The 23,652-nt window shown below is 68.1% G+C and carries 22 protein-coding genes; 13 read left to right on the forward strand and 9 right to left on the reverse strand.

All coding sequences use genetic code 11. The annotated features are described in order from the left end of the window. Nucleotides 1-7 precede the first annotated feature (7 nt). Genes AC07NG_RS00895 through AC07NG_RS00905 form a run of 3 tightly spaced genes read right to left on the reverse strand, consistent with a single transcriptional unit; the run spans nt 8 to nt 3,416 of the window. Nucleotides 8-931, reverse strand: a complete 924-nt coding sequence (locus AC07NG_RS00895; RefSeq protein ID WP_110118021.1) for a flagellin — start codon at nt 929-931, stop codon at nt 8-10. 8 nt (nt 932-939) lie between these two features. Continuing rightward, a complete protein-coding gene (gene flgK, locus AC07NG_RS00900) occupies nt 940-3,048 on the reverse strand; it encodes a flagellar hook-associated protein FlgK (RefSeq protein ID WP_487287770.1) in 2,109 nt (702 codons plus the stop codon). Beyond that, the gene (locus tag AC07NG_RS00905; protein WP_494591555.1) at nt 3,048-3,416 is read right to left on the reverse strand and encodes a hypothetical protein; all 369 of its coding nucleotides are present in this window, start codon (nt 3,414-3,416) and stop codon (nt 3,048-3,050) included. The genes flgK and AC07NG_RS00905 overlap by 1 nt, the downstream gene beginning before the upstream one ends. 47 nt (nt 3,417-3,463) lie before the next feature. Between AC07NG_RS00905 and AC07NG_RS00910 the strand changes: the two genes are divergently transcribed. The 10 genes from AC07NG_RS00910 (at nt 3,464) to flhA (ending at nt 15,744) form a co-directional block, all read left to right on the forward strand. Next, nucleotides 3,464-5,113: a flagellar hook-length control protein FliK gene (locus AC07NG_RS00910; protein WP_494591557.1), complete on the forward strand. Its 1,650-nt coding sequence runs from the start codon at nt 3,464-3,466 to the stop codon at nt 5,111-5,113. An 11-nt stretch (nt 5,114-5,124) separates the two neighbouring features. Further along, on the forward strand, nt 5,125-5,814 hold the full coding sequence (locus tag AC07NG_RS00915) for a flagellar hook assembly protein FlgD (RefSeq protein WP_492855137.1): 690 nt from the start codon (nt 5,125-5,127) through the stop codon (nt 5,812-5,814). 139 nt (nt 5,815-5,953) lie between these two features. Continuing rightward, nucleotides 5,954-7,633, forward strand: coding sequence for a flagellar hook protein FlgE (gene flgE, locus AC07NG_RS00920; RefSeq protein WP_487287766.1), 1,680 nt, complete (start codon nt 5,954-5,956; stop codon nt 7,631-7,633). 168 nt (nt 7,634-7,801) lie between these two features. Then, nucleotides 7,802-8,083 carry a CtrA inhibitor SciP gene (sciP, locus tag AC07NG_RS00925; RefSeq protein ID WP_007675208.1) on the forward strand — a complete coding sequence of 94 codons (282 nt, stop codon included), beginning with the start codon at nt 7,802-7,804 and terminating at the stop codon, nt 8,081-8,083. A gap of 238 nt (nt 8,084-8,321) precedes the next feature. After that, nucleotides 8,322-9,986 (forward strand): flagellar basal-body MS-ring/collar protein FliF, encoded by a 1,665-nt coding sequence (fliF, locus tag AC07NG_RS00930; protein WP_487287765.1) that lies wholly within the window; start codon nt 8,322-8,324, stop codon nt 9,984-9,986. 4 nt (nt 9,987-9,990) lie between these two features. Continuing rightward, complete coding sequence (gene fliG / locus AC07NG_RS00935; protein WP_487287764.1) at nt 9,991-11,007, forward strand: flagellar motor switch protein FliG; 1,017 nt, start codon at nt 9,991-9,993, stop codon at nt 11,005-11,007. Nucleotides 11,008-11,017: 10 nt separating this feature from the next. Next, complete coding sequence (locus AC07NG_RS00940; protein ID WP_492855136.1) at nt 11,018-11,665, forward strand: FliH/SctL family protein; 648 nt, start codon at nt 11,018-11,020, stop codon at nt 11,663-11,665. A gap of 5 nt (nt 11,666-11,670) precedes the next feature. Then, nucleotides 11,671-12,003 carry a flagellar motor switch protein FliN gene (gene fliN, locus AC07NG_RS00945; RefSeq protein WP_058346608.1) on the forward strand — a complete coding sequence of 111 codons (333 nt, stop codon included), beginning with the start codon at nt 11,671-11,673 and terminating at the stop codon, nt 12,001-12,003. A gap of 97 nt (nt 12,004-12,100) precedes the next feature. Then, entirely contained in the window at nt 12,101-13,483 is a 1,383-nt protein-coding gene (gene flbD / locus AC07NG_RS00950; protein ID WP_110133308.1) for a sigma-54-dependent transcriptional regulator FlbD, read from the forward strand. Between the two features lie 143 nt (nt 13,484-13,626). Further along, nucleotides 13,627-15,744 (forward strand): flagellar biosynthesis protein FlhA, encoded by a 2,118-nt coding sequence (gene flhA, locus AC07NG_RS00955; protein ID WP_110118010.1) that lies wholly within the window; start codon nt 13,627-13,629, stop codon nt 15,742-15,744. Between the two features lie 7 nt (nt 15,745-15,751). Here the strand turns inward: flhA and AC07NG_RS00960 are convergent, their stop codons facing one another. Then, nucleotides 15,752-15,898, reverse strand: a complete 147-nt coding sequence (locus tag AC07NG_RS00960) for a hypothetical protein (RefSeq protein WP_494591563.1) — start codon at nt 15,896-15,898, stop codon at nt 15,752-15,754. A gap of 133 nt (nt 15,899-16,031) precedes the next feature. Between AC07NG_RS00960 and AC07NG_RS00965 the strand changes: the two genes are divergently transcribed. Next, on the forward strand, nt 16,032-17,168 hold the full coding sequence (locus AC07NG_RS00965; RefSeq protein WP_494591565.1) for a glycoside hydrolase family 43 protein: 1,137 nt from the start codon (nt 16,032-16,034) through the stop codon (nt 17,166-17,168). A gap of 176 nt (nt 17,169-17,344) precedes the next feature. Here AC07NG_RS00965 and AC07NG_RS00970 read toward each other — a convergent pair whose 3' ends face one another. The 5 genes from AC07NG_RS00970 to AC07NG_RS00990 form a co-directional block, all read right to left on the reverse strand. Continuing rightward, nucleotides 17,345-17,842, reverse strand: coding sequence for a GNAT family N-acetyltransferase (locus AC07NG_RS00970; protein ID WP_492855134.1), 498 nt, complete (start codon nt 17,840-17,842; stop codon nt 17,345-17,347). Between the two features lie 24 nt (nt 17,843-17,866). Further along, on the reverse strand, nt 17,867-18,043 hold the full coding sequence (locus AC07NG_RS00975) for a hypothetical protein (protein ID WP_487287760.1): 177 nt from the start codon (nt 18,041-18,043) through the stop codon (nt 17,867-17,869). Nucleotides 18,044-18,081: 38 nt separating this feature from the next. Further along, nucleotides 18,082-18,528 carry a c-type cytochrome gene (locus AC07NG_RS00980; RefSeq protein WP_494591568.1) on the reverse strand — a complete coding sequence of 149 codons (447 nt, stop codon included), beginning with the start codon at nt 18,526-18,528 and terminating at the stop codon, nt 18,082-18,084. 2 nt (nt 18,529-18,530) lie between these two features. After that, nucleotides 18,531-20,123 carry a flavin monoamine oxidase family protein gene (locus AC07NG_RS00985; RefSeq protein WP_494591569.1) on the reverse strand — a complete coding sequence of 531 codons (1,593 nt, stop codon included), beginning with the start codon at nt 20,121-20,123 and terminating at the stop codon, nt 18,531-18,533. Nucleotides 20,124-20,312: 189 nt separating this feature from the next. Then, nucleotides 20,313-20,954, reverse strand: coding sequence for a glutathione S-transferase family protein (locus AC07NG_RS00990; protein WP_494591571.1), 642 nt, complete (start codon nt 20,952-20,954; stop codon nt 20,313-20,315). 123 nt (nt 20,955-21,077) lie between these two features. Here AC07NG_RS00990 and AC07NG_RS00995 point away from each other — a divergent pair, with 123 nt between their 5' ends. Both AC07NG_RS00995 and AC07NG_RS01000 read left to right on the forward strand, forming a co-directional pair. Then, on the forward strand, nt 21,078-23,108 hold the full coding sequence (locus AC07NG_RS00995) for a TonB-dependent receptor plug domain-containing protein (protein WP_494591573.1): 2,031 nt from the start codon (nt 21,078-21,080) through the stop codon (nt 23,106-23,108). 12 nt (nt 23,109-23,120) lie between these two features. Beyond that, entirely contained in the window at nt 23,121-23,642 is a 522-nt protein-coding gene (locus AC07NG_RS01000) for a homogentisate 1,2-dioxygenase (protein WP_494591575.1), read from the forward strand. Nucleotides 23,643-23,652: the final 10 nt, after the last annotated feature.

A 23,652-nucleotide genomic window follows, 5' to 3' on the forward strand; every position in this document is an offset into this window, starting at 1 on the left:
ACGACGCCTACTTCAGCACGTTCAGCAGCGACGAGCTCTGCAGCGTCGAGAACACCTGGGCCGAGGCCTGGACCGCCAGCTGGGCGGCCTGAAGACGGGTGACGGCCTCGGCCATGTCGACGTCGACGACGCCGCCGATCATCACCGTCAGGCTGTCGGACTGGTTCTGCAGCGCGGTCTGGGCGTCCTCGAAGCGGCTCTGGTTCAGGCCGTTCTTGCCCTGGGCCGTGGTCAGGCCCTTCTGGGCGGTGTCGAACGACGACAGCGTGCCCTTCAGGAAGGTGGTCTGGGCTTCGGTCAGGTTGCCGCTGAAGGCGCCGTTGGCGTCGACATAGGCCTGGATCTGCTTGAAGGCGTCGAAGAGGTCCGTGCCCAACGCGTCGCCCAGCACGCCGGTCTTCACCGTCGTCGACTCGTCGATGCGGTTGGTGGTGACGTACTGGTCGTTCTGGAACAGCGAGGCCGTGCTGGGCGCGGCCGTCAGGTCGGCCATGCTGGTGGCCGTGGTCGTGGGGGTGTCGGTCTTGGCGCCCGAGAACACGTAGTAGCCGTTGGACTTGGTGTTGAGGCCGCGCACCGCGTCGCCGAAGGCGTTCTGGAGCTGCTCCATCAGGGTGGTGGCGTTGCCGGCCGCCAGGGCGTTGGCGATCGCCTCGCGGGCGTCGCCGGCCGCGTCGGAGACCTGGCCGATGCCGGTGTCCTGCATGTCCAGGCGGTTGGAGACCAGCTTGGTCTGGTCCAGGAAGCCGTCGATCTTGGCCTGGGCGCTCTTCATCGCCGTCAGCATCTCGGCGTTCTTGGCGTAGCCCTTCAGGTCGCTGGCGATCTTCTGGCTGGAGACCTGTTCGCCGATCTCGTTCTGGCGCACCTGCGCCAGCATGAGATTGGAGGTCATCACGCCGAAGTTGCTGGAAGTGGAGACACGGGTCATGGGCGGCCTCAGATGAGGTTGGTCAGAACGTCGTACATGTCCTTGCTCGCCTGGATCAGGCGGGCGGAGGCGTTGAACGCCTGCTGGTACGTCGTCAGATTGATGAGCTCTTCGTCGAGATTGACGCCCTCTTGCGACTGGCGCTGGGTGTCGACCTCGGTCTTTACCGAAGCGGTGGCGTCCTTCCGGGACTCGGCGGCGGCCGCCTTGCGGGCGATCGAGCCGGAGAAGTCGGCGGCGTAGCGCAGGACGCTGCTGGTCGCCGCGCCGACGCCGCCGGCGGCCGAGAAGTTGACCGTGCTGTCGCCGGCCTTGGCCAGGGCCAGGGCGCCGCGGGCGTCGCCGACGGCCAGGGACGAGGTCCCCGCCGCGGCGGTCAGGTCCAGCTTGGCGAAGGCCAGGCGGCTGGGGTTGGAATCCAGGGTGGCGTCGACCGCGTAGCTCGAGGCGCGGGTGCTGCGCTCGGACGGGCCCAGGCCGAACAGCTGGCTCAGCGTCGGACCGCCGGTGCCGCGCTCGGTGTTGTCCTCGACCACCGACAGGGTGACCGGCGAGGCGCTGTTGGAGCTGAAGTTCAGCGCGCCCTTGGAGTCGAGCGAGAAGGTCCCGTACTGGCCCGCGCCGTCGCTGCGCGAGTTCATGGCGGTCAGCAGGTCCTGCATGGTGCCGCCCGGCGGGACGGTGACCTTCACGTCGCGGATGCGGCCGCCTTCGACGTCGGTCAGGCGCAGGGTGATGGTGTCGCCGGCGGTGAAGCCGTGCTGCGAGGCCGTGGTCATGCCCGTCTCGTACGGCGAGTAGCCGGTCGAGCGGACGATGTCGTTGAGGCCGAAATAGTGGCTGAAGCCCTTGCCGGCCTTGGTCGACGGGGTGGTCGCGTCGTCGGCGACGGCCACGCCCAGGCCGCCGTTGGCCGACAGGCTGAGCGCGCCGTCCGAGAAGGTGGCCTGGCCGTCGGTTCCCAGGGCGCTGTTCAGCTGGGTCAGGAAGTTGCCGGGCGTGAACGACGGGCCGGCGGCGCCGTCGACGGTCATGGTGCCGGCGGTGAAGTCGACGTCGATGCGGCGCTGGATGACGCCGCTGGAGTCGGTCAGGGCGATCGTCGTCTTGCCGGTGAAGCCCGAGAAGGCGGTCGTGGCGTCCAGGCCGGTGTTGCGGCCGGTCAGGCTGGTGGGGGCGGGGACCGCCGAGTTGGCGTTGGAGGCGCGGTTCAGCTCCTCGGTGGCGCGGCTGACGAACTCGCCCAGCTGGTCCTGCAGAGCCGGCAGCTCGGTGTTGCGCAGCTCCATCAGGCCCTTCAGCTCGCCGCTGCTGATGTAGAGCGGGCTGGGCTGGCCGCCGCTGTTGGGCAGGGTGACGGTCAGGTAGCCGTTGGCGGTGGGCGACTGCTCGTACTTGACGGTGGCCGCGCCGTCGCCGGCCAGGCTGAGGCCTTCGGTCGAACGGATCAGCACGCCGCCGTTGGCGCGCTGGCTGACCTGCACGTTCATCAGGCCCGACAGTTCGTCGATCAGGCCGCTCTGGATGTTCTCCGAGCCGGTCGAGTCGACGCCGGTGGTCTTGGCGCGGGTGATGTCGGTGTTCAGCTCGTCGATCTGCTTGAGCAGGACGTTCACCCGGTCGACATCGGCCGAGATCTTGGTGTCGGCGTCCTTGCCCAGGTTCGACAGGCCGGCGGTGATGCGGCTGGACTCGCCGAGGAAGTCCTCGACCTTGGTCAGGGCCTGGGTGCGCAGCAGCGACGAGGACGGCTCGTCGGCGGCTTGCGAGAACGACGAATAGACGTCGTCGAGCATCGAGAAGAAGTTGGTGCTGGCGCTGGGGTCGCCGAACAGCTTCTGGGCGTTGTCGAGCGCGCTGGACAGCGCCGAGGCCCGACCCGAGTCCGACGCGGCGTTCAGGCTGGCCGACTGCAGGAAGCGGTCGGTCGCGCGCTTGATGGCGTCGATGTTGACGCCCACCCCCATGCCGTTCGACACGAGGTTCGACTGGCTGACGGTCTTGCGGACGTAGCCGGCGGTGTTGACGTTGGCGATGTTGTCGGAGACGACGCGCAGGCCCGTCTGGGCGGCCATCATCCCCGAAGTCGCGGTGTTCAGGATGGTGTTGAGGGACATCAGAGGTCTCCTGTCCGCCCGGCAAAGCACGAACCACGCGACGCGACCTTGCCCGGCGAAACTTGCCGGGTCCGGGTCGAGAGCGTCTCGTTACAGATGTGCAAACCGTTGAAATACAAGGCGTTGGGTTCCATGCGCCGTGCGGACGATGAAAAGGTGAGCGCAAGGATGGCGCCAACCCCGGTCCTGGCCCGGCTGCGGCGCGCCGACGCGGCAAGCGAGGGGTCATTCTTTCCGTTTCCGCCCGGCAAAAAGCGCCGCAACCTGCCGAAATAAAAGGGTAAATCAGGAGTTAAAATATTTAAAATCAAAGACTTGTAAGAAATTTCCGGGTTGGCCCGGCGATTGCTCAGGGAACGGCGGATCAAGGCGTGCTCCATCCGAGCCGTCATCCAGCCCGAGCGTACCGACCCGCATGACCGCGATCGCCGCCTCTCTTCCGCTTCCGACGCCCGCCTCGGGCGCCGCCGGCGTTTCCGACGCTTCTAGCGCCGGCGATGTGTTCGGCGCGCTGCTGGCCGCGTCGGGCGACGAAGGCGGGTCCGATCAGGCCGAAGCCCGTCCGACGGGCAAGTCGCAGGCCAAGCCGGCGACCAAGGCCGCCGCTGACCGCAAGGACGGCGACGACGCCGCCGCGGGCCAGGACGCCGCCGCCGCCCAGGTGGGCGCGGCCGTGGTCGCCGCCATGACCGTTCAACAACAACCGGCCAAGCCGGCCCAGGGCGATGACGCCACGGCCACCGCCGCTGCTGCTTCCACCGAGGCCGCCGCCCAATCGGCCGCCCAATCGACTGCTCAGGGCGCGGATGCCGGCGAGGGCCTGCTGGCCAAGGCCGCCGACCTGATCGGCGACGTGGCCGAGACCGTCGCCGGCGTCGCCAAGCTGGCCGGCGCGGCTCCCGTCGCCGCCGCGGCCACGGCCGTCGCCGCCGCAGCCGACCTGACCTCCGACGCTGTCGCCGCCGCTCCCACGACAGAAGGCGAGGCCGCCCCGGCCGCGACCGTCGACCTGTCGGCGCTGCAGACCCTGTCGCCGAGCGAGCAGGGGCCGGCCTCCGCCGACCTGACCAAGCTGGCCGAGCAGGCCGCCCTGGCCAACCAGACCGCCAAGACGACCGACAAGCCCGTCGTCGCCGACGCCAAGTCCGCGACCGACGCCGCCAAGCCGGCCGCTGTCTCGCTGGGCGACGAGATCGCCAGCCTGACCGCCGTTCAGACGGCCGCCGAGGACGTGGCCCCTGCCGCGACCGACGCCCAGGCCGTCGAAACCACCGAAGTCGCCGCGTCGGCCGCCCTGACCCAGGCCGCCAAGCCGGCCGAGGCCGCTGCGGTCGCGCCGCAGGCCGGCAAGACCGAGGTCGCCGCCAAGGGCGAGGCCGTGGTCACCGCCCAGGCCGTGGCCGCCGACCAGGCCGCCCAGGACGCCGCGACCAACAGCGACGGCGACAAGAGCGGCGCCGACGCCTTCGCCAAGATGGCGACCGACACCGTCTCGACCGACGCGCCCGCCGCCAAGATCGACGCGACCTTCACCCCGACCGTCCAGACCCAGGCCGCGCAGACGGCCCAGGCTCCGGCCGAGACCATCGTCCGCGGCTCGCCCGAGACGGTCGCGGCCCTGTCGGCCGAGATCAGCAAGAAGCTCGACGCCAAGTCGACCCGCTTCGACATCGTCCTGACGCCGGAAGGCCTGGGCAAGGTCGACGTGCAGGTGCGCATCGGCGCCGAGGGCAAGCTGACCGCGACCCTGGCCTTCGACAATCCGCAAGCGGCCGCCGACCTGCGCCATCGCGCCGGCGAACTGCGCCAGGCCTTGAGCCAGGCCGGCTTCGACGTCGCCGACAACGCCCTGAAGTTCGACGTGTCGAGCCAGGGCGGCAACAGCGGCCAGGGCCAGCAGCAGAACGCCTTCTTCGACTTCCAGGGCGGCGACCACGGCCGCCGCGCCTTCGCCGGCCGCGCCTTCGCGGGCGCCGCCGTCGAGGACATCCCCACCGTTTCGGCTTCGTCGCTGATCCCTGGTTACCGCGGTGCGGAAACCAGCGGCGTCGACGTCAAGATCTAGGAGCAAGCGTCATGGCCACCACGACCGCGACGTCCAGCAGCACCTCGGTGCTCGACAAGATCAACAACTCCAGGAACTCGCTCGCCAGCAGCGAAGAGACCTTCCTGAAGCTGCTGACCACTCAGATGAAGAACCAGGATCCGTTGTCGCCGATGGATTCCAACGCCTTCACCGGCCAGATCGTCCAGATGACGGGCGTCGAGCAGCAGCTGGTCACCAACGACCTGCTGGCGGCCCTGGTCGGCATGAACGACGGCGGCCTGACCAACGCCCTGGGCATGATGGACAAGCTGGCCACGGCCGAGACCACCAAGGCCACCATCAAGAACGGCAAGGCCGACTGGAGCTACACCCAGGCCCAGGCCGGCACCTCGGTGAAGATCGAGGTCCTCGACAAGTACGGCGCGACGATCGCCACCAAGTACCCGGACGACATGTCCAAGGGCGACCACACCTTCACCTGGGACGGCAAGTCCGACGAGGGCACGGCCCAGGCCGAGGGCGGCGAATACACCCTGAAGATCACCGCCATCAACGCCGATGGCGCGAACATCACCACCAGCTCCAAGGGCCGGATCGAAGGCATCGTGACCGCGGTGACCAACGAGAGCGGCCAGAACATGGTCACCATCGACGGGGTCAAGGTCCCGATCAGTTCGGTGATCGGCGTCACCAACCCGCCGGCGACCACCACCAGCTAAGGCCCCGCCGGCCTCTACCGAATGAACCGGGCGTCAGAAAGACGCCGACGTGGTCCCCCCGAGCCAGACGGCCGATCCGGACCCAAACGCAAACAGCGCTGAACCCCTCGACACAAACTTCACGAGCAGGAATTCAGTCATGTCCATCAACAGCGCCATGCTCGCCGGCGTCTCCGGTCTGGTCGCCAACTCCTCGGCCCTGGCCGCCATCTCGGACAACATCGCCAACGTCAACACCGTCGGCTACAAGCGTTCGTCGGCCAACTTCTCGACCCTGGTCACCTCGCAGAGCAAGAACAGCACCTACAGCGCCGGCGGCGTGAAGGCGCTGACGCACCAGTTCATCAGCCAGCAGGGCCTGACCCAGTCGACGACCTCGAACCTCGACCTGTCGATCTCGGGTTCGGGCTTCTTCGTCACCACCGAGAAGCCGGAAGGCCTGACCGCCACCGACACCCGCTCGTTCACCCGCGCCGGTTCGTTCCAGCTGGACAACCTCGGCTACCTGAAGAACGACGCCGGTCTCTACCTGCAGGGCTGGCTGGCCGACCCGGTCACCGGCGCGATCACGCCCGACCCGTCGGACCTGACCCAGCTGTCGTCGATCAACGTCGGCAGCGTCGGCGGCACCGCCGAGAAGACCACCCGCGTCGGCGTCAACGCCAACCTGCGTTCGGAACAGCCGGTCTCGGCCTCGGCCAGCTTCACCACGGGCGTCAAGTCCGTGACCGACAGCGCCGGCGCCGCGCACAACTACACGGTCGCCTATTCCCCGACGGGCACGGGCAACACCTATGACGTCAAGCTGTACGAAGGCACGAACCTGGTCTCCAGCGGCACGGCCGCCTACGACCCGACCACCGGCGCCCTGACCACCTACACCCCGGCCGGCACCACCACGCCGTCGGCGGCCATCGACATCGGCGGCGGCACGACGGTCTCGTTCGCCTCGCTGGGCGTCAACACCAAGACCGAAGTGGCGGCCGGCGGCGTCTATGACCCGGCCAGCAACTCGATGTCGGACTACGCGCTCGACAGCACCACCGGCGTGAAGCCGGACTTCGAGATCCAGGTTCCGATCTCGGACTCCAAGGGCGGCCAGCGCAACGTCACCCTGTCGCTGCTCAAGGGCCCGGGCCCGAACGAGTGGTACGCCGAACTGCGCGCCAAGCCGGGCGACCTGGACAACAACGCCAACGGTCTGATCAGCTCGGGCAAGATCACCTTCACCACCGACGGCAAGCTGTCTTCGACCGGCACGCTGTTTGGCACGACCAACCCGACCTCGATCACCATCGACGCCTCGGACCCCACCGCCACCGGCACGGGTCCGCGCTGGGCCGACAGCCTGGGCATCGACAGCCAGTCGGTGCAGATCGATCTGGCCAACGCCGCCGGCGGCCTGACCCAGTACAACAGCCAGTCGGTCGTGCAGTCGGTGAACACCAACGGCACCGCGTTCGGCAACCTGACCAACATCGAAGTCGATGAAGACGGCTACGTCTCGGCGATCTTCGACAACGGCGTCACCCGCCGCATCGCCCAGGTGGCGGTCGCGACCTTCTCGAATCCGAACGGCCTGAAGGGCGTCAACGGCAACGCCTACCGCGTCACCAATGAAAGCGGCACCTACAGCCTGAAGACGCCGGGCTCGGGCGGCGCCGGTTCTCTGGCTCCTTCGACGCTGGAAGCTTCGACTGTCGACCTGTCGACTGAGTTCACCGGCCTCATCACTACGCAACGCGCCTACTCGGCGTCGTCGAAAATCATCACCACCGCTGATCAGATGCTGGAAGAACTTCTGAGCATTAAGCGCTGATCATAGGTATTAACCGCTTTTAATCAGAGTGTGTCACATCGATACACTCTGATAGCCGGAGGAAGTCCGATGTTTAGGTCTTTCTTTACTACTGGAATTAAGCCGCTGTTATTTCCCGGCGCCTATATTCCTCATCAACAGTGATGGTTGTGGGAAAGGCGTAAAGCCATGTTGCAGCAGCAGCGCACGAACAGCCGGGGTGAAAAGTACGTCATCGGTCCGACCGGTGCGCCTCTTACCCTGTCGGATCTGCCGCCTCCGGAAACCCAGCGTTGGGTGATCCGGCGTAAGGCCGAGGTGGTGGCCGCCGTTCGCGGTGGTCTCCTCTCGCTCGACGAGGCGTGCGATCGTTACAAGCTGACCAACGAGGAATTCCTCGCCTGGCAGCAGTCTATCGACCGGCATGGCCTGGCGGGTCTTCGGACCACCCGGCTTCAGCAGTACCGCTAAACGGCGGAAAAACTGATAGGGCGCGAGGGGTTATGCTCCGCAAAGCGCCCGAACGGTCTGTTCAGCGGCCGCGTCCCCCGGGACGCGGCCGCGACCATTTGGCGCCTTCGTCATCTTCATCCCGCCTCAAATCTAAAGTCGGCGTTAACCATCGACTGGGTAAATCCTGCCTAGCGACGGCGGGCTCCGGTCTGTCTCGCATGCGCCCCGTTCGGACGCAGTTTGAGGGACAGGCCCAGTGGATAAATTCCTGAGCGCGATTCAAAGGTTCGGCGTCGGTCGACTGGCCGCCCTGGCGGGCGTCGCCGTCGGCTCCATCGCCGTGCTGGCCGCGGTCGTCATGATGCTGGGCAAGCAGCCGAGCGAGCTGCTGTACTCGAACCTCGACCTCAAGGAAGCTTCGTCGGTCACCCAGGCGCTGGATCAGGCCGGCATCAAGTACGAGACCAAGGGCGACGGCTCGACCATCATGGTCGCCCGCGACAAGGTCAATTCCGCCCGCCTGCTGGTTTCGGGCAAGGGCCTCGTGACCTCGGGCTCGATCGGCTACGAGATCTTCGACAATTCCACGGCGCTGGGCCAGACCGACTTCGTCCAGCAGCTGAACCGCCAGCGCGCCCTGCAGGGCGAGCTGGAACGCACCATCCGCGGCTGGCAGGGCGTGCGCGACGTTCGCGTCCACCTGGTCCTGCCCAAGCGCCAGCTGTTCGAGGAAGACGCCGAGCAACCGTCGGCCGCCGTCACCATCGGCACCGCCGGCCGCGAAGCCTCGTCCGACATGGTCTCGGCCATCCAGAACCTGATCGCCGGCTCCGTCCCGGGCATGAAGGGCGAGCGCGTCAACGTCATCGACGAACGCGGCAAGACCCTGTCGGCCGGCGGCGACGAGAGCCTGGCCGGCAAGCTGGCCCAGGACCGCAAGTCGGAAGCCGAAGCCCGCATCGGCAAGAGCGTCAAGGAAATGCTCGACGGCGTCCTCGGCCCGGGCAAGGCCCGCGTCACGGTCACCGCCGACATCGACCTGAACCGCGTCACCACCCAGGAAAAGAAGTACGATCCGGACGGTCAGGTCGTGCGCTCGGAAAGCACCAGCGCCAACAACGCCTCCGAGACCAAGAACGAAGACAACAGCGGCGTCACCGCCACCCAGAACATCCCCGGCGGCCAGCCCGGCGGCGCGCAGCCGATCGGCTCGACCTCGGGCGGCAACGAAACCACCACCAACTACGAGATCTCCGAGTCGGTCCGCACCGAAGTGGTCGAGCCGGGCGCCATGAAGAAGCTGGCCGTCGCCGTGGCCGTGGACGGCGTCACCGCCGCCCCGGGCAAGGACGGCAAGCCGGGCGCCTACACCCCGCGCACCGCCGAGGAGATCGCCCAGATCGAAGAGCTGGTGAAGACCGCCATCGGTTACGACGCCGCCCGCGGCGACCAGGTCAAGGTGACCAACATCCGCTTCCCCACGGCCGAGGACCAGGGCCTGACCGAAGGCGGCCTGATGTCGGGCTTCGACAAGAACGACCTGATGCGCATCGCCGAGATCGGCGTCCTGGCCATCGTCGCCCTGCTGATCCTGCTGTTCGCGGTGCGTCCGTTCCTGAAGAGCCTGAGCCAGCCGGCCGGCGGTCACCCGATCCAGATGGCCCTGGGCCACGACGGCTCGCCGGCCGTGACCCGCCTGGTCACCCTGTCGGACGGCACCACCCAGCAGGTCGTCGTCGACCAGTCGGGCGAGCCGATCGCCATCGCCGGCCCGACCAGCGACATCGATCAGCGCATCGACATCGCCAAGATCGAAGGCCAGGTGAAGGCCTCGTCGATCAAGCGCGTCTCGGAGTTCGTCGAGCGCCACCCCGAAGAGTCGGTCGCGATCCTGCGCAACTGGCTGCACGAGTCGGAGTGACGGAATGAAGGCCGCCGTCAACGACATCTCCAAGCTGGCCGGGCCCGAAAAGGCCGCCATCGTCCTGCTCGCCCTCGGCGAAGAGCACACCAAGATCTGGGAAGCGCTCGACGACGAGGAGATCAAGGAAGTCTCGCAGGCCATGGCCAGCCTCGGCACGGTCTCGGCCAGCGTCGTGGAAGAGCTGCTGGTCGAGTTCGTCTCGGGCATGAGCTCGACCGGCGCGATCATGGGCTCGTACGAGCAGACCCAGCGCCTGCTGCAGTCGTTCATGCCGCCCGAGAAGGTCGACGCCCTGATGGAGGAGATCCGCGGTCCGGCGGGTCGAACCATGTGGGACAAGCTCGGCAACGTGAACGAGGCCGTGCTCGCCAACTACCTGAAGAACGAATACCCGCAAACCGTCGCCGTCGTGCTGTCGAAGGTGAAGAGCGACCACGCCGCCCGCGTGCTGGCCTGCCTGCCGGAAGACTTCGCGCTGGAATGCGTCACCCGCATGCTGCGCATGGAGCCGGTGCAGCGCGAGATCCTCGACAAGATCGAGCAGACCCTGCGGATCGAGTTCATGTCGAACCTGGCGCGCACCTCCAAGCGCGACAGCCACGAGATGATGGCCGAGATCTTCAACAACTTCGACCGCCAGACCGAAGCGCGCTTCATCGCCGCCCTGGAAGAGCGCAACCGCGAGGCGGCCGAGCGCATCCGGGCCCTGATGTTCGTGTTCGAGGACCTGTCGAAGCTGGATCCGGGCGGCGTGCAGACCCTGCTGCGCGCCACCGGCAAGGAACAGCTGGCCCTGGCCCTGAAGGGCGCCTCGGACAAGCTGCGCGAGATGTTCTTCTCCAACATGTCCGAACGCGCCTCGAAGATCATGCGCGAGGACATGGAAAGCATGGGCCCGGTGCGTCTGAAGGACGTCGACCAGGCCCAGGTCGCCATGGTCCAGATCGCCAAGGATCTTGCCGCCAAGGGCGAGATCATGCTGGCCGGTTCGGGCAGCGACGACGAGCTGATCTACTGAGGCGCGCGGGATGACCAACGGAACCTATCAGCGCTTCGCCTTCGACACGGTCTTCGACGACCGTGGCGGGGTGGCCTACGAGGCCCCCAAGGTGAAGAAGAGCTTCACCCCCGAGGAAGTCGAGGCCGCCAAGGCCGAGGCCTTCGCGCAGGGCGAGCGTTCGGCCGTGGCCCGCGCCGAGCAGGAGGCGACCCAGGCCCTGAACGCCATCGCCCACGCCGTGCACGGCGCGATGTCGACCCTGGCGGCCGTCGCCCACGAGCACCGCGAGGGCTCGGCGCGCCTGGCCCTGGCCTGCGCCAACAAGATCGCCGACGCGGCCCTGGACCAGTTCCCCGAGGCCCCGGCCTCGGCGGCCCTGATCGCCCTGGCTCGCGAGGTCGAGGCCTCGCCGAAACTCAGCGTCCGGGTCGCCCCTCACCTGGTGGAGCGCACCCAGGCCGCCCTGGAGCAGACCGCCCACGCCGTCGGCTATCCGGGCGCGATCGTCGCCCGCGCCGACCCCAACCAACCGCCCGCCGCCTTCGTCCTCGACTGGGGCGACGGCCGGGCCGAATTCAATCCGGACGAGGCGGCGCAACGCGTCGCCGAAGCCCTGGACGCCGCCATCGCGGCCGAAGGGCTGCACGCCGAACCCCTGCTTCCTAGCGAAGGCTGACAGCCATGTCCGACGACCTGACCCTCAACGATTTCAACGGCGGCATGCTCGCCTCGGAGATCCCGGTCGAGCTGAGCGACAAGATCGCCTCCGACCTGGCGCCGGTGTTCGACGTTCCCGTCAACATCTCGGCGGTGCTCGGCCGCTCCAACATGTCGGTCGCCCAGCTGCTGCAGCTGCAGGCCGGCTCGATCCTCGAGCTCGACCGCAAGGTCGGCGAGGCGATCGACATCTACGTCAACAACCGCCTGGTCGCCCGGGGCGAGGTCGTCGTCGTCGACGAGCGCCTGGGCGTGACCATGACGGAAATCATCAAGGACGGCGACGCCGCGGGCTGAGCCTTCGGTTTCGAACGTCCCCAGTAGTCCGCGCCCCTTCGAAAAAGGGGCGAAGCAGTAGAAGATCGGTCCGGAAGGGCCGCCCGGAGAGAATACGATGCGCCTCTTGGTCGTTGGTAAACTGAACGGTCAGCTCTCGGTCGCCGTGAAGATGGCGATGAACGCCGGGGCCAAGGTTTCGCACGTCGAGACGACGGAGCAGGCGACCAACGCGCTGCGGGCCGGGCAGGGCGCCGACCTGATGATGGTCGACTACGGCCTCGACATCGCCGGCCTGATCGCCGCCAACGAGAGCGAGCGGATCCGGGTGCCGGTGGTGGCCTGCGGCGTCGACGCCGACCCGATGCGTGCGGCCGGGGCCATCAAGGCCGGGGCCAAGGAATTCATCCCGCTGCCGCCGGACGCCGAGCTGATCGCCGCCGTCCTGGCCGCGGTGACCGATGACAACCGTCCGATGATCGCCCGCGATCCGAACATGGAGCAGGTGATCAAGCTGGCCGACCAGGTCGCGCCGTCGGACGCCTCGATCCTGATCACCGGCGAAAGCGGCTCGGGCAAGGAAGTGATGGCCCGCCACGTCCACGCCAAGTCGCGTCGAGCCAAGGCGCCGTTCATCAGCGTCAACTGCGCCGCCATCCCCGAGAACCTGCTGGAAAGCGAGCTGTTCGGCCACGAGAAGGGGGCCTTCACCGGCGCCCTGGCTCGCCGCATCGGCAAGTTCGAGGAAGCCAACGGCGGCACCCTGCTGCTGGACGAAATCTCGGAAATGGACGTGCGCCTGCAGGCCAAGCTGCTGCGCGCCATCCAGGAGCGCGAGATCGACCGCGTCGGCGGCACCAAGCCGGTGAAGGTCGACATCCGCATTCTCGCGACCAGCAACCGCAACCTGGCCGAGGCGGTCAAGGAAGGCGTGTTCCGCGAAGACCTGCTCTACCGCCTGAACGTCGTGAACCTGGCCCTGCCGCCGCTGCGCGAACGCCCGGGCGACATCATCAATCTGTGCGAGCACTTCGTGAAGAAGTACTCGGCCGCCAACGGCATCGACCTGAAGCCGATCTCGGCCGAGGCCAAGCGCCGCCTGATCGCCCACCGCTGGCCGGGCAACGTGCGCGAGCTGGAAAACGCCATGCACCGCGCGGTGCTGCTGTCGACCGGTCCGGAGATCGAGGAGTTCGCCATCCGCCTGCCGGACGGCCAGCCCCTGGCCCCGGCGCCCGACGCGGCCGTGGCCCGCGGCGCCTCGATGGCGGCGGCCGAGGCCGTGGCTTCGGCGGCGACCCGCAATTTCGTCGGCCAGACGGTCGCCGAGATGGAGCAGACCCTGATCATCGACACGCTCGAGCACTGCCTGGGCAACCGCACCCACGCGGCCAACATCCTGGGCATCTCGATCCGCACCCTGCGCAACAAGCTCAAGGAATACGGCGACGCCGGCGTCAGCGTTCCGCCCCCGCAGGGCGGCGTGGGCGCGGCGGCCTAAACCTTGAGTACGTAACGCCGTTCGGCGCCCGCGACGATCGGTCCGGCGCCGAACATGGCTAATTTCGATTAAGGAGATGGCGGGCCGCTCCAAATCGCTCCAAGCGGGACGGTCCGACCCTAGACACAGCAGCAAGGCTTTCCATGGCTGACGCCGCCGCCCCCAAGGCCGCAAGCTCGATCCCCAGCGCCAAGTCGCTGTGGGAAGGGATCCTGCGCGGCGAGATGGGCCTGGCCGTCGGCGTCGTCGGCATCATCGTCCTGCTGATCCTGCCCGTGCCGCCGTTCCTGCTGGACGTGCTGCTGGCCGTGTCGCTGACCGGCTCGGTGCTGATCCTGATGACGGCGGTGCTGATCAAGAAGCCGCTGGAATTCACCTCGTTCCCGACCGTGCTGCTGGTCGCGACCCTCTATCGCCTGGGCCTCAACATCGCTTCGACCCGCCTGATCCTGGGCAATGGTCACGAGGGCGGCCACGGGGCCGGCGCGGTCATCGCCGCCTTCGGCAACCTGATGATGCAGGGCAACTTCGTCATCGGCGTGATCGTGTTCATCATCCTGGTGGTGGTGAACTTCATGGTCGTCACCAAGGGTTCGGGCCGGATCGCGGAAGTGGCGGCCCGCTTCACCCTGGACGCCATGCCCGGCAAGCAGATGGCCATCGACGCCGACCTGTCGACCGGCCTGATCGACCAGGACACCGCCAAGATCCGCCGCAAGGAGCTGGAGCAGGAAAGCACCTTCTTCGGCGCCATGGACGGCGCCAGCAAGTTCGTGAAGGGCGACGCCGTCGCCGGCCTGATCATCACCGGCATCAACATCGTCGGCGGCATCCTGATCGGCGTCGTTCAGCACAAGGTGCCGATCGGCGAGGCCGCCTCGACCTACACCCTGATGACCATCGGCGACGGCCTGGTCAGCCAGATCCCGGCCCTGATCATCTCGATCGCCGCGGGTCTGGTGGTGTCGAAGGCCGGCGTCGAGGGCAGCGCCGACAAGGCCCTGACCACCCAGCTGGCCATGAACCCGGTCGCCCTGGGCATGGTTTCGGCCTCGTCGGGCGTCATCGCCCTGATCCCGGGCATGCCGCTGCTGCCGTTCGCCGGCCTGGCGGTCGGCGCGGGCTTCCTGGCCTATCGCCGCGCCCAGCAGGCCAAGCTGGCCCCCGCCAGGGAGGCCGCGGCCGCGGCGGCCAAGGCCGCAGCCGACGCGCCGGCCGAGCCGGAAGAGGAGCCGATCAGCGCGGCCCTGGCCATCGACGACGTCAAGATCGAGCTGGGCTACGGCCTGCTGACCCTGATCAACGACCTGGAAGGCCGCCGCCTGACCGACCAGATCCGCGCTTTGCGCAAGACCCTGGCCACCGAGTTCGGCTTCGTCATGCCGCCCGTGCGGATCCTCGACAACATGCGCCTGGCCAACCAGGGCTACGCCATCCGCATCAAGGAGATGGAGGCGGGTCTGGGCGAAGTGCGCCTGGGTCACCTGATGGCCATGGACCCACGCGGCGGCCAGGTGGAGCTGCCCGGCGAGCACGTGCGCGAACCCGCCTTCGGCCTGCCGGCCACCTGGGTCGCCGACGATCTGCGCGAAGAGGCGACGTTCCGCGGCTACACCGTCGTCGATCCGGCCACCGTGCTGACCACGCACCTGACCGAGATCCTCAAGGAGAACATGGCCGACCTGCTCTCCTACGCCGAGGTGCAGAAGCTCCTGAAGGAGCTGCCGGAGAACCAGAAGAAGCTCGTCGACGACCTGATCCCCGGCGTGGTCAACGCCGCCACGATCCAGCGCGTGCTGCAGGCCCTGCTCAAGGAGCGCGTCTCGATCCGCGACCTGCCGCAGATCCTGGAAGGCATCGGCGAGGCCGCCCCGCACACCAGCTCGGTCACCCAGCTGGTCGAACAAGTTCGCGCCCGCCTGGCCCGCCAGCTGTGCTGGGCCAATCGCGGCGACGACGGCGCCCTGCCGATCATCACCCTGTCGGCCGACTGGGAGCAGGCCTTCGCCGACGCCCTGATCGGGCCCGGCGACGACAAGCAGCTGGCCCTGGCCCCCTCGCGCCTGCAGGACTTCATCCGCGGCGTGCGCGACACCTTCGAGCGGGCCGCCCTGCAGGGCGAGTCGCCGGTGCTGCTGACCAGCCCGGCCATCCGCCCCTATGTGCGCTCGATCATCGAGCGCTTCCGCGGCCAGACCGTGGTGATGAGCCAGAACGAGATCCACCCCCGCGCCCGTCTGAAGACGGTGGGGATGGTCTAGGCCTGCGCTACGGCCGGGCCGGCTTGTTGATCACCGAGACCGAGACGCCGGGCTTCTCGACGCCCGGGCAGGCGCCCGGGACGTTGCAGTTGTAGGTGATGGTCGTGCAGCCCGTCGCGACGAGCAGCAGGGCGAGACAAAGGGTGAGGCGCAAAGCCGACTCCTGCAAAAAGCTGCGTCCTTGCTAGTCCTCGGAGGGCCTGGCCACAACGTGCGAGCGTCGCGGTCCCTCTTGCACTTGCCGGAATAAGTCAGACAAATACCCGTCGCCGTGGGAACGTCCACGCGTGACGGGAGGACTTCAGATGGGCTTCAACGCCTGGCGCCGCCGCTCGCTCGGAGCCTGCGCATCGCTTCTGGCGCTCGGCCTGCTGGGCGCCGCGCCCGCCTGGGCCGCGCCGGCCAAGCAGGTCGAGATCGTCAAGCGTCTGAAGCCCGGCAAGGCCCCGGCGGTAAAGGAACAGACCGCCTATCTGCTCGTCTATTTCAAGGACGAGACCCATTCCCTGCACTTCGCCGTCTCGCCCGACGGCTACAGCTTCACCGACGTCAACGACGGCGCGCCGGTGCTGGAGGGACGGGACGTGGCCGAGCAGAAAGGCCTGCGCGACCCGCACATCGCCCGTGGTCCCGACGGGGCCTTCTATCTGGCCATGACCGACCTGCACATCTTCGCCCAGGAGAAGGGTCTTCGCTCAGACAAATGGGAGCGGCCGGAGAAGGGCTATGGCTGGGGCAACAACCGCGGCCTGATCCTGATGAAGTCGTACGACCTGGTGCACTGGACCCATGCGATCGCGCGGATCGACAAGCTGTTCCCGCAGATGGGCGACATCGGCTGCGCCTGGGCGCCGGAGACGATCTACGACCCCGCCCGCAAGGCGATGATGGTCTATTTCACGACCCGCGTCGGCGCCGGCCGCAACTATCTCGTCTACGCCTACGCCGATGACGCTTTCACCACCCTGACCACCGAGCCCAGGCCGCTGCTGGCCCATCCGGACCCGAGCCAGAGCCTGATCGATGGCGACATCACCAAGGTGGGCGACACCTACCACCTGTTCGCCGTGGGCTACGACAAGCCGGCGGGCATCCGCCACGCGACGTCGAAGAGCCTGACCGGCGGCTATGTCTACGAGCCCGGCAAGATCGATCCCGAAGCCGTCGCCGCCGAGGCCCCGACCCTGTGGCGGCGGACGGGGACCGACACCTATGTGCTGATGTACGACGTGTTCGGGGCCAAGCCGAACAACATGGGCTTCTCGGAGACGACCGACTTCGTCCACTACAGGAACCTGGGCCGTTTCAACGACCCCGGCTCGCCGATGAAGGCGACCAACTTCCAGAGCCCCAAGCACGGGGCGGTGATCCCCGTGACCCCGGCCGAGGTGGAGCGGTTGAGGGCGTGGTTCGCGGAGAAGTAGGAGCGCGCGCGGCCTCTCAATTCTCCCGTCATTCCCGCCCTTGTGGCGGGAACCCCTCTTTCAGCCGCAAGCGTGGATGAGGCGGCGTGCTGAGCACGCCGCTTGCGCCTCATGTGAAAGCGGACGCAGGGTTTCCCGCCACAAGGGCGGGAATGACGGGAGTTTTAGGGGAAGCCCTACGCCCCGAACGCCATGTGATACGTCACCGCCCCACGCGGCGATCGGCCCTTGAACACCAGTCGCTGAAGGTAGGGCGAAGCCTCGCCGCCGTAGGTCAGGGCCTCGTCCGCCTCGAAGCCGAAGCGGGCGTAGTAGAGCGGCGAGCCCAGCAGCACGCAGCCGGTCGCGCCCATGGCCTTCAGGCGTTCCAGCCCCTCGCGGATCAGGGCCTGGCCATGGCCTTCCTTCTGGCGGTCGGGCGCCACCGAGACGGGGCCCAGGCCATACCAGGCGCCGTCCGAGACCTCGATGTCGACCGGCGAGAAGGCGATGTGGCCGACTACCTGGCCGTCGTCGGCCTGTGCGACCAGCGACAGCGAAAGGGCGCCGGCCGCCCGCAGGGCGTCGACGATCAGGGCCTCGGTCTGGCTGCTGTAGGGCCGGCCCTCGAAGGCGGCCGTGGTCACGGCGCGGATGGCGGCGATGTCTTCCGGGCGCTCGGGGCGGATGGTCATGGGCCCTGATCTCCCTTTGTGGTCCTAGCGCGTCATCCAGGGCCGGGACTTGCCGGTCGGGGCGACGGCATCGGCCCGATCGACCTTGCCGCTGGAGGCCTTGGGCCCATGGCCATGGCGGCCCTGGGCGGCCTTCTTCAGGCGCAGGGCGCGCTGCATCGGGGTTTCGTTCGGCGGCGGGGCGTCGGTCTCGTCAGTCATCGGCGCGCTTTAGCACGGTCCGACGCCCCGCGTCTTGATCAGTGCCCGCCAGAAAGGTCCGGATGGGGGATCTTCGCCACGTCGGCGGCCGTCACCGGCTTGGCGTAGGCGTTGCCGAAGTGGGTGCGGACATAGGTGACGACCCCGGCGATCTGGGCGTCGTCAAGGGTTCCGGCGAAGCTGGGCATGCCGCCCTGGCCGCGCACGACGATCATGGTCGGGTAGGCGGCAGCGGCCATCTTCGGATTGGCGGCGAGGGCGGGGATGGTGCCCGCGCCGCTTCCTCCCTTGGCGTCGGCCATGTGGCAGGCCTGGCAGACGGCTTCATAGACCTGCTGGCCGGTGACGGGCTTGGCCACGCGAACCACGCCGCCGCCGGTGTCGCCGCCCCCGGACGTTTGAGCCGGGGCCTGGGCGACGGCGGGGATGCCGCAGGCGAGGGCGGCGGCCAGGCCGGACGCCGCGATGAGGGTAAGGCGGGTCATGCTCAGGCCTCCAGGGCGCGCTTGTGCAGGCGGGTGATGGCGTCCAGCGACGAGAGCAGGGCGCCCTCCATCCAGCAGCCGACGTAAGAAGCGTGCTCGCCGGCCAGCACGACGCGGCGGTCCATGGCCACCAGGGTCTGGTAGTGTTCCTTGCGGGTCTCCTCGGTCCAGCGGGCGCAGCAGCCCAGGGTCCAGGGCACGCGGCTCCAGGCCACCGAGGCGCCGCTGGCGAATTCCTTGCGATAGCTGCCGGGGTGCAAGACGGAGCCCTGCTGCAGGGCGACCTCGATCCGCTGCTCGGGCGTCATGCCGGCCAGGCGATAGGCCCCCATCTCGCGGGCGAAGGCGCCGAGCAGCACCGCCGGACCGTTTCCGAACAGGTTGTTGTTGGGATAGGAGATCAGGGCGATCTCCTGGTCGGTGAAGCTGTGGCCGCCGTAGATGGAGTCGTCCTCCTCCCAGAACCGCCGCTTCATCTCCAGGCCGATCTTCACCTGGCCCGAATAGGGCACGGCCTTGATGGCCGCGGCCAGCTCGTCGCTGATCTCGCTTTCGATCTGGCCCAGGATCGAAAGTGGGATGGTGCAAACGCACCAGTCGGCCTTGGCCGTCTCGACCTTGCCCGTGGCGGTGTCGGCGAAGGTGACGGCCACGCCCTTGTCGTCCTGGGCGATCTTGCTGACCTTGGCGTTGTAGGTGATCAGCCCCTCGACCTGTTTGGCGAAGCCCTTGCCGATCATGTCCATGCCGCCCACCGGCTGGAACATGGTGGTCTGCATCTCGTGACCCATGAAGAAGGCCATCGACGTCCAGACCTGCGGGTCGAGCACGTCGTGCAGGGCGTAGAGGTCGGAGGGGATCGGCGCGCCGTCGATGCCGCCGCCGGGCGGGCGGTCGTAGCCGCGATGGGAGGCGCTGCGCAGGTTCTTGGCGTAGCGGTAGTCCTTGTCGAGCATGCCCCAGCCCTTCAGGGCCTCCAGCAGCTTCTCGCGGTCCTCGAGCGTGACGGTCTCGTCCAGAGCCTTGGTGTTGATCGACTTGGCCAGCAACTCGGCGACATTGCCCTCGAAGTCGGCCGCCGCGGCCTTGAAGCGCACCGGCTTGCCGCCGAACGCCGTCGAGGAATGGATCCAGGTGTTGTGGTTGAACTGGATGAACGGCTCCAGCGCCACGCCGAACTGCTTGCAGTAGTGCAGCAGGGTGCGGTGATGGTGGGGGATCCGCCAGGGGCCGGGGTTGAGGTAGTTGCCTTGCGAAAAGCCGACCTTCTGGGTCGCGCCGCCCAGCTCGGTATAGGTGTCGCCGCCGCGCAGGCTCCAGTTCCGGCCGCCGGGGCGGTTCTGGTATTCGAGAACCCGCACCTTGTAGCCGGCCCTTGTCAGCTCATAGGCCGCCAGCATGCCGGCCAGGCCCGCGCCCAGCACCACCACCGACGCCCCCGGCCTTGCGCCGGCAAGGTTGGGCGGGCCGTGGAACTGGGTCTCGGCCGCGTGGCCGAGACTGGTCATCGCCTGGTAAAGCGCCGCCGTTCCGCCCACCTGGGCGATGGCGGTCAGCAGTTGTCGTCTGGTCGGTAAGCGGACGCCCTCTGGCATATGTACGGCCCTATCCCCTTCGCCGCCGCCCGCGACCGGGCGGCCTCGCGGGACCGAGCTAAGCAGGCGCGTCGCCGCTCCCGCCGCCCACTTTGTTCGCCAGGCGGGCGGATGCTTTCACGGATCACCGTTCCGCAGCGTTCGGACGAACGGGCTGCGCAGGAAACGGGCAGAGGAGGGGGCGAGGCTCTACGGCACCTCGTCCAGCGCCCAGGGCTGGAAGGCGGGACGGCCGCGTAGGCGGATGTAGTAGGCGGCGACGGCCGGCAGCATGTCGCGGTCGATGGGCGAGGCGGCCCAGCGGTGGACGGAGACGCCCAGCACGATATCGGCCAGGGTGAAGGTCTCGCCGGCCGCGAAGGCGCCGGTGCGCTCCAGCTGGCGTTCCAGCACGGTCATGGCGACGTTCCAGGCGCGGATGCTGGCGGCGATCTGTTCGGGATCGTCGAAGCCGGGCATGCGCCGCACCAGGCCGGCGAAGGCGTAGCGCCAGGCGGTATTGAGCTCGGTGGCCTGCCAGTCCATCCACTGCTCGATCCCGGCCCGGGCGCGCGGCTCGCCCGGCAGCAGGGCCTGGCCGATGTCGTGGCGCGAGGCCAGATAGCGGCAGATGGTGTTCGACTCCCACAGCGGCCCGTGTTCGTCGAGGATCACCGGCACCAAGGCGTTGGGATTGAGCGCCAGGAAGGCGGGGTCATGGGTGGAGGCATAGCCCGTTCCCCAGTCCTCGCGGTCGTAGGGCAGGGCGAGCTCGTCGCAGGTCCACAGCACCTTGCGCACGTTCAGCGACGAGGTGCGGCCCAATATTTTCAGCATGGGGATCTCGATCATGCGGGCCTCAGTCGGCGCCGCGATGGGTAGCATTTCGACCGAAGGGGCGTCTGGAAGAAAATCTGCAAGGCCAGGACGAGCTCGAATCGATATGTACCGTCACTACATAACGAGGGGTTCTCAATGCTGTTTCGAACCGCGCTTCTCGCCGGCACGCTGCTGGCCGGCGCCGCCCACGCCCAGGGATCGGATGTCTACGCCCTGGGCGAGGTGCAGGTGACCGCGCGCAACGCGGCCGGCGAGACGGTCGGCGGGGCCAAGGTCTCGGGCGAAGATCTGCGCAAGTTCGACAAGGCCAGCGTCGATCAGGCGCTGGACCTGATCCCTGGCGCGGCGGCGGGAAACAGCGGCGGCTCGCGCAACGAGCGCCTGGTGTTCATCCGCGGCTTCGACCGTTTCCAGACCACCCTGTCGATCGACGGCGTGCGGGTGTTCCTGCCGGCCGACAACCGCATCGACTTCGCCCGCTTTCTGACGGCCGACCTCTCCGAGGTTCAGGTCTCCAAGGGCTATGTCTCGGTGCTCGACGGGCCGGGCGGCCTGGGCGGGGCGATCAACCTCGTCACCCGCAAGCCTTCGGCGCCCTTCGAGGGCGAGTTGCGGGTGGGCGTGGGCCTCGACGGCGACGGCTCGCTGAACGGCAATAGCGTCTCGGGTCGGGTCGGCGGGCGTTCTGACCGCTTCTACGCCCAGATCAGCGGAGCTCGGAACGAGCGCACCCACTGGAAGCTGCCGGACGACTACACGGCCACCAGCCTGGAGAACGGCGGCAACCGCGATCACTCCGAAAGCAAGGACTGGCGCGTCAACCTCAAGGCCGGCTTCACGCCCAACGCCACGGACGAATACTCGGTCACCTACACCCGCCAGGAGGGCGAGAAGAACGCGCCCTATCACGTCACCGACACGGCCAGCACGCGCTACTGGAGCTGGCCCTACTGGAACCTCGACAGCCTGGCCCTGCTGACCCGGACCAGGATCGCCGACAATGCCTGGCTGAAGACGCGCTTCTATCGCAACAGCTTTGAGAACGCCCTCTACTCGTGGGACAACACCCGCCAGAACAGCCAGACCCTGGGGCGCGCCTTCCGCTCCTATTATGACGACCTGGCCTATGGCGGGAACCTGGAGCTGGACGTCGACGTCACCGCGTCCAACACCCTGAAGGCCGCCGCCTTCTACCGTCGCGACAAGCACGTCGAATGGCAGCAGAGCTTCAGCCCGGCCTCGACCGAGCCGCGCCAGACGGTGACCGAAGACACCACCTCGCTGGCCCTGGAGGACACCCAGCGGTTCGGCGACAAGGTCGATCTGGTGGTGGGCGTCTCGCGCGACCGCCGCGACCTGAAGCAAGCCCAGGACTACAATTCGGGCGCCTTCGTCTTCTACCCGCTGACCGACGACGTGGCCTGGAACGGTCAGGCGGCCCTGGTCTGGCGGCCGATCGCCGACGTCCAGCTGCATGGCAGCGTCTCGTCGCGCGCCCGCTTCCCGACCCTGTTCGAGCGCTACAGCTCGCGCTTCGGCACGGTGGTGCCCAATCCGGACATCAAGGCCGAGCGGGCCGTGAACTACGAGCTGGGCGCGGCCGTCGACTTCACCCCGCTGCTGAAGATCGAGGGGGCGGTGTTCTACAGCGATGTGCGCGACGCCCTGATCCTGATCCCCGTGGCCCTGGGCGCGCCCTTCGGCACGGTCAGCCAGACCAAGAACGCCGGCGACGGCGAGTATTACGGCCTGGAGGGCGGGGCGACGCTCAAGGCGGGCGACAAGCTGACCCTCGGCGGCAACTACACCTACCTGCACCGCGAACTGACCGATCCGACCAACGCCGCCTTCCGCCCGACCGGCGTGCCGACCCACAAGCTGTTCGTCTATGCGGACTGGAGCGTCAGCGACCGCCTGACCGTGACGCCCAGCGTCGAGGCGGCGTCCAAGCGCTGGACGGTGACCTCCAGCTCGCTGGTCAGCCCGGCCCGCTACTACCGCACCGGCGACTACATCCTGGCCAATCTGACGGCCCAGGTGGCGGTGACGCCGAAGATCGACGTGGTGGTCGGGGCCCGCAACCTGCTGGACCAGAAGTACCAGCTGGTCGACGGCTTCCCCGAGGAAGGCCGCAATTTCCGCGCCGACCTGCGCGTCCGGTTCTAAGGAGCACTGCCGATGCGATTTGTCGTTCTCCTGGCCGCCGGCCTGACCCTGGCCGGTCCCGCCGCCTTCGCCCAGACGCCCGCCGAGCCGGCCTGCGCCGCCCGCGACGCCGACCTGCCGGCGGATCTGGCCGCCTGGCCGGCCAAGGCCCCGTTGGCCGCGGCGACCTCGGCCGCCGATCTGCAGAAGGCGGCTCTGGTTCCCGGCCAGGCCTATGCCGCGGCCCTGTCGCCGACGCCGGAGGTGACCTACGTCGTCCAGCCGGAGAAGCCGGGCGGCACGGTCAGCAAGGGCGGGCTGTTCGCGCTGAAGGTCGAGACGGCGGGATCCTACGTCATCGCCCTGGGCGCCGGCGCCTGGATCGACCTGCTGAAGGACGGTCAGGCCCAGCGCTCGACCGCCCACGGCCGCGGTCCGGCCTGCTCGACCGTGCGCAAGATGGTGACCTTCGACCTGACGCCCGGCGACTACGTGGTGCAGATCTCGGCCAACGCCGAGGCGAGCCTGCCGATCCTCGTCGTGCGCAAGCCCTGAGCTAGGGATC

It is taken from the genome of Caulobacter sp. GW821-FHT10C03 (assembly GCF_059415485.1).

Bases quoted from the DNA above. Each gene is read 5' to 3' on its own strand.
- AC07NG_RS00895 (WP_110118021.1), bottom strand. From the start codon at position 931: ATGACCCGTGTCTCCACTTCCAGCAACTTCGGCGTGATGACCTCCAAT.
- flgK (WP_487287770.1), bottom strand. From the start codon at position 3,048: ATGTCCCTCAACACCATCCTGAACACCGCGACTTCGGGGATGATGGCC.
- AC07NG_RS00910 (WP_494591557.1), top strand. From the start codon at position 3,464: ATGACCGCGATCGCCGCCTCTCTTCCGCTTCCGACGCCCGCCTCGGGC.
- AC07NG_RS00915 (WP_492855137.1), top strand. From the start codon at position 5,125: ATGGCCACCACGACCGCGACGTCCAGCAGCACCTCGGTGCTCGACAAG.
- flgE (WP_487287766.1), top strand. From the start codon at position 5,954: ATGTCCATCAACAGCGCCATGCTCGCCGGCGTCTCCGGTCTGGTCGCC.
- sciP (WP_007675208.1), top strand. From the start codon at position 7,802: ATGTTGCAGCAGCAGCGCACGAACAGCCGGGGTGAAAAGTACGTCATC.
- fliG (WP_487287764.1), top strand. From the start codon at position 9,991: ATGAAGGCCGCCGTCAACGACATCTCCAAGCTGGCCGGGCCCGAAAAG.
- AC07NG_RS00940 (WP_492855136.1), top strand. From the start codon at position 11,018: ATGACCAACGGAACCTATCAGCGCTTCGCCTTCGACACGGTCTTCGAC.
- fliN (WP_058346608.1), top strand. From the start codon at position 11,671: ATGTCCGACGACCTGACCCTCAACGATTTCAACGGCGGCATGCTCGCC.
- flbD (WP_110133308.1), top strand. From the start codon at position 12,101: ATGCGCCTCTTGGTCGTTGGTAAACTGAACGGTCAGCTCTCGGTCGCC.
- flhA (WP_110118010.1), top strand. From the start codon at position 13,627: ATGGCTGACGCCGCCGCCCCCAAGGCCGCAAGCTCGATCCCCAGCGCC.
- AC07NG_RS00970 (WP_492855134.1), bottom strand. From the start codon at position 17,842: ATGACCATCCGCCCCGAGCGCCCGGAAGACATCGCCGCCATCCGCGCC.
- AC07NG_RS00975 (WP_487287760.1), bottom strand. From the start codon at position 18,043: ATGACTGACGAGACCGACGCCCCGCCGCCGAACGAAACCCCGATGCAG.
- AC07NG_RS00980 (WP_494591568.1), bottom strand. From the start codon at position 18,528: ATGACCCGCCTTACCCTCATCGCGGCGTCCGGCCTGGCCGCCGCCCTC.
- AC07NG_RS00985 (WP_494591569.1), bottom strand. From the start codon at position 20,123: ATGCCAGAGGGCGTCCGCTTACCGACCAGACGACAACTGCTGACCGCC.
- AC07NG_RS00990 (WP_494591571.1), bottom strand. From the start codon at position 20,954: ATGATCGAGATCCCCATGCTGAAAATATTGGGCCGCACCTCGTCGCTG.
- AC07NG_RS00995 (WP_494591573.1), top strand. From the start codon at position 21,078: ATGCTGTTTCGAACCGCGCTTCTCGCCGGCACGCTGCTGGCCGGCGCC.
- AC07NG_RS01000 (WP_494591575.1), top strand. From the start codon at position 23,121: ATGCGATTTGTCGTTCTCCTGGCCGCCGGCCTGACCCTGGCCGGTCCC.